The sequence below is a fragment of the Nocardia sp. NPDC055053 genome, assembly GCF_053608285.1.
The window spans coordinates 35397-45783 of the sequence record NZ_JBSGVD010000043.1; the positions used below are offsets into that span (position 1 = coordinate 35397).

Consider the following 10387-nt stretch of genomic DNA (forward strand, 5'->3'; position numbering starts at 1 on the left):
CTGGTATCCGCGCCGTTGTGCGGGCAATCTGGAGGCATGCGCGATTCACTGAAGGATCGAGTCCGACAGAAGTTGTTGCGCCAGCTCGCCGAGGACGGCCCCGACCCCGAGCGTGACGACGCACGCAGCATCTCGGTGTCCGATGACCTCGAGGCGCTCGAGATGGTGCCGTCCGACGATCCCCTCGTCGAGGAACTCGCGCAGCGCTACCTGGTGTTCTGAGTCCCTATCCGCCCAGCGGCGGTAGCTGCGGCAGTGGCTTGGTCCCGAGCCAGACCGCGAACAGCCCGCGCAGCGGCGCCACGCTGTAATGGCCTGCCAGATCCACGAACTCCTCGGTGGTGACCGAGGCGTGGCGATAGCGCGAGGTCCATTCCCGGATCAGTTGGAAGAACAGATGGTCGCGCAGTTCCAGGCGCAGGGTGTGCAGGGTGAGCGCGCCGCGCTTGTAGACCCGGTCGTCGAACATGTCCTTGGGGCCGGGGTCGCCGACGATGATGTCCTGCGGCTGGCGGGCCAGATTGGCCCGCGCTGCCCTGGCCAGCTGGTCGGCGGTCGGGCCACCGGAGGCCTCCGACCAGATCCACTCGGCGTAGCAGGCGAAGCCCTCGTGCAGCCAGATATCGCGCCACTGCTTCAGGGTCAGGCTGTTGCCGAACCACTGGTGGGCCAGCTCGTGCGCGACCAGCCGTTCCGAACCGCGTTTGCCGTCACAGTGATTGGCGCCGAACACCGAGATGCCCTGCGCCTCGATCGGGATGTCGAGCTCGTCGTCGGTGACGACCACGGTGTAGTTCTCGAACGGGTACGGGCCGAACCGCTCGGTGAACAGCGCCATCATCTCGGGCTGGCGGGCGAAGTCGTGGTCGAAGTTCACGCGCAGCCGCGGCGGGACGACGGCCTGCATCGGCACCGGCTCGCCGGGCGCGCCGATCCGGTGCTTGCGGTAGTTGCCGATCTGGATCGTCGCCAGGTAGCTCGCCATCGGCTCCGGCGCCTCGTACACCCAGGTGGTCTGGCTGGCCTTGGCCTGCTTGCGCATCAGGGTGCCGTTGGCGACGGCGTAGAACGGGCTGTCGGTGGTGATCGAGATCCGGTAGGACGCTTTGGAACTCGGGTGGTCGTCGCACGGGAACCAGGACGCCGCGCCGTTGGGCTGACTGGCGACGAGCGCACCCTCGGTGAGCTCCTCCCAGCCGACCTCGCCCCACGGCCCGCGCACCGGTTTGGGGGTGCCCGAGTAGTGGACGGTGATCTCCAGGACACCGCCCGCGGGGATCTTCTGCTGCGGGGTGACGGCGAGCTTGCTCTGCTGATGGCTGAACTTCGCGGCCTTGGCCCCGTTGACGAACACCTTCGACACCGTCAGCGCCTGCGACAGGTCGAGTGTGAACCAGGCCCGCACCGTGGTGGTGACCGCGATGATCACCGCGCGCCCGGCCAGCCGGTTGCTGGCGGGCTTGTAGCTCAGCTCCAGCTCGTACCTGGACACGCGGTAGCCGCGATTACCGTTCTGCGGCAGGTAGGTATCGATCGGATCCTCGTAGAACTTGCTCCGCATCAGGCGGCTCCGCGCTGCCTCGACTCCGGCATCGATGCGGTGCCGGTCCACGGCGAGATGGGGTTGCCCCACCAGCGGGTCGACGGCGGAACCACGTCGCCGCGCATCACCAGCGACGCCGGTCCGATGGTGGCGCCGGCGCCGATGTGGGCGGCGGGCAGGGCGACACAGTGCGGGCCGAGGGTGGCGCCCGCGTCCAGCGTCACGGTGTCCATGGACATGATGCGGTCGTGGAACAGATGGGTCTGCACCACACAGCCGCGTTCCACGGTCGCGCCGTCACCGAGTGTCACGAGGTCCGCCTCCGGTAGCCAATAGGACTCGCACCATACCCCGCGGCCGATCTTGGCACCGAGTCCGCGAAGCCACAGATTCATCACGGGTGTACCCGTCGCCGCGCGTGCGAACCAGGGCGCGGCGACGGTCTCGACGAAGGCGTCGGAGACCTCGTTTCGCCACACGAACGAGCTCCACAGCGGGTGCTCGACGGCGCGGATCCGCCCGACCAGCAACCACTTCGCGCCGACCGCGAGAGCCCCGGCGACCGCGCCCGCCGCCATCAGCACCAGGCCCGACAGCAGCGCCGCGACGAGGTAGTCGGAATGCTGGGCGATCAGGGCGAGCACGAACAGCACGCCGAGGCCGATGGCGAAGGTCACCATCACCGGGATCAACCGGCACGTCTCGACGAAGGCGCGGGCCAGCTTCAGCCGCAGCGGCGGATCGAAAGTGCGTGAGGTGTCGCTGGATTCGGCCGCGCGGCGCAGACGAACCGGCGGGCTGCCCAGCCAGGACGAGCCGGCCTTGGCCTTGCTCGGCGCGGCCGAGAGCACCGCGACCAGGCCGTTCTTGGGCACCCGGCGCCCGACCGCGGTCATGCCGGAGTTGCCGAGGAAGGCGCGCTTGCCGACCTTGGCCTCGCCGATCCGCAGCCAGCCGCCGCCGAGTTCGTAGCTGGCGATCATGGTGTCGTCGGCCAGGAAGGCGCCGTCGGCGACCACGGTGAACTTGGGCAGCAGCAGCACCGTCGAGGCTTCGACGTTCTTGCCGATCCGCGCGCCGAGCAGGCGCAGCCACAGCGGGGTCAGCAGGCTGGCGTAGAGCGGGAACAGGAAGGTGCGCGCCGAGTCGAGCAGGCGTTCGGTCGCCCACACCTGCCAGCCGGTCCGGCTGCGCACCGGGTGGTAGCCCTCGCGCAGGCCGATCCCGAGCAGGCGCACGGCGATCACGGTGGCGGCGGCGTACACGCCGAGGCTGAGCAGGGTCGCGACCGGCAGGATCGCGAAGCCGCGCAGCGCGGCGGCGCCGATGGTGGTCTCCTCGCGGACCCACCAGGCGATGAAGGTGCCGCCGACGGCGAGACCGAGGACGGGCATCGCGGCCAGCGCCATCGACGACAGGCCGAACACCACCAGCCAGTGCCTGGCGCGTTCCGGTGCGTGGTCGGGCCAGCGGCGCGGCGCCTTGCCTGCCTTCGTCGCGGGCGAGCCCGCCCATTCCTGTTCGGCCTTGACCTTGCCCGACACCGCGGACCCGGGGGCGATCTCGGCCTTCTTACCGATCTTGGTGCCGGGCAGCAGGATCGAGCGGGCGCCGATCACCGCGCCGTCGCCGATGGTGATGCCGCCGATGTGCACGACGTCGCCGTCGACCCAGTAGCCGGACAGATCCACCTCGGGTTCGACGCTTGCGCCGTCGCCGAGGTCGAGCATGCCGGTCACCGGCGGCAGGGTGTGCAGGTCGACGCCCTTGCCGATCCGCGCGCCGAGCGCACGGGCGAACGGCACCATCAGCGGTGCGCCGGACAGGCTTTCGGCGCCACTTGCCTCGGACAGCCGCACGGCCGCCCACAGTCGCAGGTGGACCGACGAGCCGCGTGGGTAGGTGCCCGGCTGAAGACCAGCCAGCAGGACCCGCGCGCCCGCCACGCACAGTGTCATCCGGCCCAGCGGCGAGATGAACAGGACGAACGCCAGCACGATCCACCACCAGGACAGCCGCGGCAGCCACGGCAGCGAACCGGACCAGCCCGCGATCGCCGACACCACGGCCAGCCAGGTGACCCACTGCAGGCCGGTGAGGGTGGTCAGCGGAATCGTGGCCAGCACCTGGGTGATCTGCGCGCGCAGCGGAGTCGGCGCGACGACCCGCGCGTCGACGGCCGCGACCGGCGCGCTGCCGTCGAGCAGCTCGACGAGCGAGCCGAGGCGCGGATGGTCGTAGAGGTCGGCGACGGTGACATGCGGATACTGCTCACGCAGCGCGCCGACCAGCTGGGCCGCCGCCAGCGAGCCGCCGCCCAGATCGAAGAAGTCGGCATCGAGGTCGGTGGCTTCGGCGCCGAGGATGGCGTCCCACAGCCCGGCGACCCAGGCCGCGGTGCCGCCGAGGCCGCCGGATTCGGTGGGTTCGTCGGTGCTCGGCAGCGGCCAGGGCAGGGCATTGCGGTCGACCTTGCCCGAGGTGCGCGTCGGCAGGTCGGGGACGACCGCGAGGCGCGGCACCAGCGGGGCCGGAAGTTGTTCGGCCAGTATCTTTCTGGCCATCGTGACGTCGAAGTCGGGTCCGGCGCCGGTGAGGTAGCCGACCAGGATCTTGTTGCCCGCCTTGGTCGTCCGGATCGCGGCCGCCGCGCCGCTGACGCCGGGCAGGTGCTGCAGGGCGTTGTCGATCTCGCCGAGTTCGATGCGCCTGCCGCCGATCTTGATCTGGTCGTCGGCGCGGCCGAGGAAGATCAGGCCGTCGCGGTCGTTGCGGACCAGATCGCCGCTGCGGTAGGCGCGTTCCCAGCCGAGCGAGGGCAGCGGGGCGTACTTCTCGGCGTCCTTGGCCGGGTCCAGGTAGCGGGCCAGGCCGACGCCGCCGATGACGAGTTCGCCGGTCTCGCCTTCGGGCACCGGATTGCCCTGCGGGTCGACGACGGTGAGGTCCCAGCCGTCCAGCGGCAGGCCGATGCGGATCGGCATCTTCCCGTCGAGCAGCGCGGCACAGGCGACGACCGTGGCCTCGGTGGGGCCGTAGGTGTTCCACACCTCGCGGTCGGCGCCGCCGGCCAGTCGTTCGGCCAGTTCCGGCGGAACGGCTTCGCCGCCGAAGATGAGCAGCCGCACCGAGTCCAGCGCTACGGCGGGCCAGGTCGCGGCCAGGGTCGGGACGGTGGAGACGATGCTGATCTCCCGGCGCATGAGCCACGGGCCGAGGTCGGCGCCGGTGCGGACCAGGTCGCGCGGGGCGGGGACCAGGCAGGCGCCGTGCCGCCAGGCCAGCCACATCTCCTCGCAGGAGGCGTCGAAGGCCACCGAAAGGCCGGCCAGCACGCGGTCGCCGGGGCCGATCGGCGCGTGCTGCAGGAACAGCCTCGCCTCGGCGTCGACGAACGCGGCGGCATTGCGGTGGGTCACCGCGACGCCCTTGGGCGTGCCGGTGGAGCCGGAGGTGAAGATGATCCAGGCGTCGTCGGCGGGGGTGGGCAGGGTGTTCCAGTCCGAGGCCGGTGCGCGTCCAGCGGCGGCGGTGGCCGACTCGATGCCATCGGCGGTGGCCAGGGCGCTCACCCTGGCCTCGCCGAACACCAGCCTGGCGCGTTCCTCCGGGTCGTCGGCGTCGACGGGCACATAGGCGGCGCCGCAGTAGAGGGCGGCCAGGATCGTCACGTACAGCGCCGCGCTGCCCGAGGGCATCCGCACGCCGACCCGGTCGCCCGGTCGCACGCCCGCCGCGGTGAGCTCGGCCATCCTGGCCTCGATCGCGGCGATCAGTTCCATATAGCTGAGCACGACGGTGCCGTCGTCGATGGCGGGTGCGCCGGGATGAGCCAGGGCGGTGCTGGTCAGGATGTCCACCAGGGTGCGTGGCGGCGCGGCCAGGTCGGCGCGCAACAGTGGGTCACGCAACCGGCCGGCCGGGTCCTCAGTGCGTGGCTCGAGCATGGCGCTCAGTCCACCTCTCATCGGTTGACCCCCATCGGTGTCGTCTGTTGTTTCACGGTCGGGTTACCGGAGGGCAAACGGGATGGTCACCAGGTGCCAACGGTACTCGGAGAAGGTGTGGCGCTACGGCACCGTGAGGCGTGCCGCGGCGCGGATCACGACGGCGATTCCGGGATTTCGCCGAGCGCGGTGAGCGTCAGCCGGTGCAGTGCGCGCTGTTCGTCGGCGTCGAGCCGCTCGAGCACCCGCGCGGTGGCATCGGCGATGAGGCGGTCGGTGCGCTTGCACTGCTTGCGCCCGGCATCGGTGATCCGCAGCCGGTACTTGCGGCGGTCCTTGCCGTCGCGGGTGCGCTCTACCAGGCCTGCGCGTTCGAGCGCGTCGACCAGCCGGACGACTTCGCTGCGGTCGATACCGAGCGCGTCGCCGACCTTCTTCTGTGTCAGGTCGGCGTTCTCCGCGATGAAGGTGAGCACCCAGTGATCGCGCAGCGGCACGTCGATCTCGGCGTGCAGTGCCTTGGTGAGCCGTCCGAGCGCGTACACCGGGTAGCGCGGCAGGCCGCGGACGGAGTTCGTGTTCGTGGACATGACGGCCACTCTAACAAATAGTGGGGAGACTCAATCATTTGGGTCATCCATCATGGATTGGGCAGATCATTGGGCTGTGATTGCGTAGTGGGCAACCTGACGGCAATCAATGCCTGTGCTCAGGGTGGCCGGTCATGTTGCGGGCGTTGGTATTACGTCGTCGGCGCGCGTGATGTTCCGGCGTGGGGCTGTCGCGCCGATCTTCGCGACGCCCGGCCGCTTCGGTTCGGGCGTGGCGATTCGGGTGGTTGACAGGTCGCGGGATCGTCTGTCACTCTCGTCAACAGGTCACGAGTACCAGCGACAAGCCCCGGCTAGCTGGTCGGCAACCCTCCTCCGCGGTGGGGTGCTCCGGGTGACGACCAGGCCGCCGTCCGCAGTGGGCGCGGCAAGCGCGGACTCGCAGCACCCTTTTCGGGAACGAGTCCCTGAGCCGACGGGATTTCGTCATGACCGCAGTAATCGACCCCACCTGTGCCCTGGCCGCCGTGTCCGGCGCCGACCTGCAGGTTCCGCTCGTGCAAGGCGGGACAAGCACCTACGCCAACTTCGACTACGCGGCGAGCGCGCCCGCGTTGCGGCAGGTCACCGACCGGATTTCGCGGCTGCTGCCGTACTACGCCAGCGTGCACCGCGGCGCCGGCTACGCTTCGCGGATCTCCACCGAGTGCTACGAGGCCTCCCGTGGCGCGGTCGCCCGGTTCGTCGACGCCTGTGACGACCAGGTCGTCGTGTTCACCCGCAACACCACCGATTCGCTGAACCTGCTGGCAGGCTGCGTGCCCGGCGAGACCGTCGTGCTCGATATCGAGCATCACGCGAACTTCCTGCCGTGGACTGCGCACGGGCGTCGCGTCGTGCAGGCCGCCGACACCGTCGAGGAGACGATCCGGCGGGTCGTCGCCGAATTGTGCAGCAAGCCCGCCGCGTTGCTCGCGGTGACCGGGGCTTCCAATGTGACCGGTGAGGTGCTGCCGCTGGAGCGGCTGGCCACCATCGCCCACCTGTGTGGCGCGCGGATTCTCGTCGACGCGGCGCAGCTGGCCCCGCATCGCCGGATCTCCTTGCGCGAGAACGGGATCGACTATCTCGCCTTCTCCGGGCACAAGCTGTACGCGCCGTTCGGCGCCGGTGTGCTGGTCGGCAAGCGGGACTGGCTCGACGCGGGCGCGCCGTACCTGGCCGGTGGTGGCGCGGTGCGCGAAGTCGGTGTGGAACAGGTCGAGTGGGCCGCGGCGCCGCAGCGGCACGAGGCGGGCTCGCCGAATGTGCTCGGCGCAGCCGCCATCGCCGCCGCCTGTGACGCGCTGGCCGCCATAGATTCCGCCGAACTCGTTGCCCACGAACGCTTCCTGGCCGACCGTCTGCGCGACGGCTTGTCCGCGATCCCCGGCGTCGACATCGTCCGCATCTGGTCCGACAGCCCCGACTGCGTCGGCATCGTCGCCTTCACCGTCGCCGGCTACGCCCCCGGCCAGGTCGCCGCCTACCTCTCCGCTGAACACGCCATCGGCATCCGCGACGGCCGTTTCTGCGCCCACCCCCTCCTCGCCCGCCTCGGCCTTGACGCCGCCCTCCGCGCCAGCATCGGCCTCGGCACCACCGCCACCGACGTAGACCGCCTGATCACGGCCGTCGCCACCCTCACCGAATCCGGCCCGACCTGGACCTACGCCACCACCGAAGGCCTCTGGAACCCCACCCCCGAAACCCGCCCCCTCACCGCCGATTCCCCCGCGGGCGCCGCCCCCTGCCTCATCGGCTGAACCGGCACACCATCGCGGGCGGGCCCAACAGCCCGCCCGCTTCGGCATACCGTCCTCGAGAATGTTTGACGCGCCGCAGAACTGGGTAACGGGCCTCTGGCCAGTCGCGATGAAGCCCCGCAGAAGTGCTCAGACACCTAAGGGGAAATCGTGACTCGACCGAATCAGCCGCCCGATCCGTGGGCTCGTCCGCCCAGGCCACAGGACAAGAAGCGCCGCTGGCCCGTGGTGGCCGGGATCGGAGTTGCCGGCGTGCTCGGTCTAGCCGCGATCGGCGGTCTTGCCGAGGACGAGTCGGTGCCCGCGGCGCGGACCTCGGTCACCTCGACTACCCGCATCGCCGAAACATCTACGACTACAACCACTTCGACGACAACAACCCCGCCGCCTACCAGTACGACAACCACCGTCGTGCCCCTGCCGACCACCACCGTCGACATCCCGGCGGCCCCGATCGCCCCGACGACTACGGTCGAACTGCCACCTCCGCCGCCGGTAATCGCCCCTGCGCCGACGACGGAAGTGCCGGTACCGGCACCGCGTATCGCGGCGGTCCCCGAACCGGAAGCGCCGCCCGCCCCCAGTGCCTACTACCGGAACTGCGCCGCCGCCCGCGCCGCCGGTGCGGCCCCTCTGCACCGCGGCGAACCCGGCTACCGCTCAGATCTCGACCGCGACAACGACGGCGTGGCCTGCGAGTAGAGCGCCGTCCCGCTCGGTGCCGAGGGTGGCAGGCTACTCGCCGTAGTGCCCGCCGACCGCGATCACGACGATCTCAGCGTCGGTGACGTAGTAGATCATTCGATGCTCGCGAGTGATACGGCGTGACCAGTTACCTGCCAGGTGGTGTTTCAGCGGCTCTGGTTTTCCGATGCCGGTGAACGGATCGGACAGTGCGGCCGCGATCACCTTGTTCGCGGCCTTCAGTACTGTGCGATCCCTAGTGAGCCACGAGGTGTAGGTCTCCCAGCCGTACGCGCTGAAGACCAGCTTGCGATCAGGCATCGGGATCTATCAGCTCGTGCGCTTCGAACTTTCCTTCGCGTGCGTCACGGGCGGACTCGAGCAGTCGCACGCCGCCGTGCGTGGCAAGGACGTAGAGGGTCTCCTGGATGGAGTTCCAATCGGACTCAGCGACCAGTACTGCATTTTCACCCGACTTGGTGACGACAGTGACGGTGTCATGGTCGTCGTTGACCTGCTGAACCAGTTTGAACAGGTTCTGGCGGGCGGTGGAGATCGGTAGTGCAGTCATGCGAGCCTCACTGGGTAGTCGTACGAAATATTGTACGACTACGTGCGCTCAGGTGTCGAGGGCGGTGGGGCGGTGGTATTTGCCGTTGTAGTAGAGGAGGGGGGCGGCGGTGGGGGATTCGTGGGTTTGGTCGTGGACTCGGGTGACGAGGCCGACCGCGAGGGTGTGGTCGCCGATGTCGATGAGTTGGTGGAGGGTGGTGCGGAGCCAGAGGGGGGTGCCGTGCAGGACTGGTTCGCCGGTGTCGAGGGTGGTCCACAGGGAGCGGTCGGTGAAGCGGTCGGCGGCGGTGCGGGAGAAGCGGTGGGCGAGGTGGTGCTGGTGTTCGCCGAGGAAGTGGATGACGACCGAGCCGGCGGCGCGCAGGGCGTCGATGCTCGACGAGGTGTGGGCGATGTTGAACGACACCAGGGGCGGTTCCAGGGAGAGCGAGGCGAACGACGTCGCCGTGAAGCCCACCGGCCCGGTCTCGGCGCCGATGGTCACCACGGTGACTCCGGCCGGATAGTGCCGCATCGATTCCCGGTACTGCTCGGCGGTGATTCCGCTCAGATCATCGGGGACCACCAGGTCGGCCGGGGTTCGTCGCACTTCACTCACCGCCCCAAACTACGCCCGCGCCGCGACCTCGCACAGGGGCCGGTCGGCCCGGTTGACGCACATCACGCGCCGCCGGCCTCAGTCGATCTCGATCGGCAGGCCCGCGGTGATGCGGACCAGTTCGCGGAAGTTGGTGCGGAACACCGTGTTCGGGTGGCCGCCGGCGGCCCAGACCTCGGGGTGGGCGGCGAGGGCGGTGTCGACCCAGGTGGGGAGGTTGGTCGGGTGGCCTACGGGGGCGGTGCCGTCGATGTGCTGGCCGGTGATGCGCTCCACCAGGGCGGTGGGGGCGGGGATCAGGGTGCCTTCCAGGCGTTTGCCGATGCGGGTCAGGTCGACCTGGTGATGGCCGGCGACCAGGATCAGGACCGGGTCGTCGTCGAGGAGGAAGACCTGGGAATTGGTGATCGCGGTGGGGTGGGCGCCCATGGCCCTGGCGGCATCGGCCGCGGTGGGGGCCGGCGTCTCGGGGGAAACGATGACGCCGTGGTGCCCGCGGGCGATGAGGGTATCGGCGACGCGGCATGCGACCGCCGGAAGAGACGACCTGCGCATGAAATCCAGAGTAAGGCGATTGCGGGAAATAGGCTGTGTAACTGGAGCGCTGGCGCGCTCGAGTTCGCGGCCCCTCCTGTCCCGTCGGTCAGGCACCGTTGCTTGCTCCTTCGTCGCCTACGCAACGGCGC

The 10387-nt window shown here is 69.7% G+C and carries 10 protein-coding genes and 1 riboswitch; of the genes, 3 read left to right on the plus strand and 7 right to left on the minus strand.

Features of this window, described 5'->3' with window-relative positions; genetic code table 11:
- Positions 1-36 precede the first annotated feature (36 nt).
- Positions 37-222, plus strand: coding sequence for a hypothetical protein (locus ACWF82_RS30160; RefSeq protein WP_452506667.1), 186 nt, complete (start codon positions 37-39; stop codon positions 220-222).
- Between the two features lie 4 nt (positions 223-226).
- On the opposite strand, the gene ACWF82_RS30165 is transcribed toward ACWF82_RS30160, so the two are convergent.
- From ACWF82_RS30165 to ACWF82_RS30175, 3 genes are all read right to left on the minus strand, one after another.
- Positions 227-1561: a M1 family metallopeptidase gene (locus tag ACWF82_RS30165; protein WP_452506669.1), complete on the minus strand. Its 1335-nt coding sequence runs from the start codon at positions 1559-1561 to the stop codon at positions 227-229.
- Positions 1561-5490, minus strand: a complete 3930-nt coding sequence (locus tag ACWF82_RS30170) for a Pls/PosA family non-ribosomal peptide synthetase (protein ID WP_452506671.1) — start codon at positions 5488-5490, stop codon at positions 1561-1563. Before ACWF82_RS30170 ends, ACWF82_RS30165 begins: the two co-directional genes overlap by 1 nt.
- A 155-nt stretch (positions 5491-5645) precedes the next feature.
- On the minus strand, positions 5646-6080 hold the full coding sequence (locus ACWF82_RS30175; RefSeq protein WP_452506673.1) for a MarR family winged helix-turn-helix transcriptional regulator: 435 nt from the start codon (positions 6078-6080) through the stop codon (positions 5646-5648).
- 286 nt (positions 6081-6366) lie between these two features.
- A riboswitch (SAM riboswitch) is annotated at positions 6367-6481 on the plus strand.
- A 48-nt stretch (positions 6482-6529) separates the two neighbouring features.
- Between ACWF82_RS30175 and ACWF82_RS30180 the strand changes: the two genes are divergently transcribed.
- Together ACWF82_RS30180 and ACWF82_RS30185 are read left to right on the plus strand one after the other, a co-directional pair.
- Positions 6530-7846 carry an aminotransferase class V-fold PLP-dependent enzyme gene (locus tag ACWF82_RS30180; protein WP_452506675.1) on the plus strand — a complete coding sequence of 439 codons (1317 nt, stop codon included), beginning with the start codon at positions 6530-6532 and terminating at the stop codon, positions 7844-7846.
- A 150-nt stretch (positions 7847-7996) separates the two neighbouring features.
- Positions 7997-8548, plus strand: a complete 552-nt coding sequence (locus tag ACWF82_RS30185) for an excalibur calcium-binding domain-containing protein (RefSeq protein ID WP_452506677.1) — start codon at positions 7997-7999, stop codon at positions 8546-8548.
- Between the two features lie 33 nt (positions 8549-8581).
- Here the strand turns inward: ACWF82_RS30185 and ACWF82_RS30190 are convergent, their stop codons facing one another.
- The 4 genes from ACWF82_RS30190 to ACWF82_RS30205 all read right to left on the minus strand — a co-directional run bounded on the left by ACWF82_RS30190 (position 8582) and on the right by ACWF82_RS30205 (position 10256).
- On the minus strand, positions 8582-8851 hold the full coding sequence (locus tag ACWF82_RS30190; RefSeq protein WP_452506679.1) for a Txe/YoeB family addiction module toxin: 270 nt from the start codon (positions 8849-8851) through the stop codon (positions 8582-8584).
- Complete coding sequence (locus ACWF82_RS30195; protein ID WP_378845572.1) at positions 8844-9101, minus strand: type II toxin-antitoxin system Phd/YefM family antitoxin; 258 nt, start codon at positions 9099-9101, stop codon at positions 8844-8846. The genes ACWF82_RS30190 and ACWF82_RS30195 overlap by 8 nt, the downstream gene beginning before the upstream one ends.
- Before the next feature lie 48 nt (positions 9102-9149).
- A complete protein-coding gene (locus ACWF82_RS30200) occupies positions 9150-9617 on the minus strand; it encodes a flavin reductase family protein (RefSeq protein WP_452506685.1) in 468 nt (155 codons plus the stop codon).
- 162 nt (positions 9618-9779) lie between these two features.
- The gene (locus tag ACWF82_RS30205; RefSeq protein WP_452506681.1) at positions 9780-10256 is read right to left on the minus strand and encodes a YbaK/EbsC family protein; all 477 of its coding nucleotides are present in this window, start codon (positions 10254-10256) and stop codon (positions 9780-9782) included.
- Positions 10257-10387: the final 131 nt, after the last annotated feature.

Excerpts from the sequence above, each read along its gene's own strand:
- ACWF82_RS30200 (WP_452506685.1), bottom strand. The coding sequence starts at position 9,617 with ATGCGGCACTATCCGGCCGGAGTCACCGTGGTGACCATCGGCGCCGAG.
- ACWF82_RS30165 (WP_452506669.1), bottom strand. The coding sequence starts at position 1,561 with ATGCGGAGCAAGTTCTACGAGGATCCGATCGATACCTACCTGCCGCAG.
- ACWF82_RS30175 (WP_452506673.1), bottom strand. The coding sequence starts at position 6,080 with ATGTCCACGAACACGAACTCCGTCCGCGGCCTGCCGCGCTACCCGGTG.
- ACWF82_RS30190 (WP_452506679.1), bottom strand. The coding sequence starts at position 8,851 with ATGCCTGATCGCAAGCTGGTCTTCAGCGCGTACGGCTGGGAGACCTAC.
- ACWF82_RS30180 (WP_452506675.1), top strand. The coding sequence starts at position 6,530 with ATGACCGCAGTAATCGACCCCACCTGTGCCCTGGCCGCCGTGTCCGGC.
- ACWF82_RS30170 (WP_452506671.1), bottom strand. The coding sequence starts at position 5,490 with ATGCTCGAGCCACGCACTGAGGACCCGGCCGGCCGGTTGCGTGACCCA.
- ACWF82_RS30160 (WP_452506667.1), top strand. The coding sequence starts at position 37 with ATGCGCGATTCACTGAAGGATCGAGTCCGACAGAAGTTGTTGCGCCAG.
- ACWF82_RS30195 (WP_378845572.1), bottom strand. The coding sequence starts at position 9,101 with ATGACTGCACTACCGATCTCCACCGCCCGCCAGAACCTGTTCAAACTG.
- ACWF82_RS30205 (WP_452506681.1), bottom strand. The coding sequence starts at position 10,256 with ATGCGCAGGTCGTCTCTTCCGGCGGTCGCATGCCGCGTCGCCGATACC.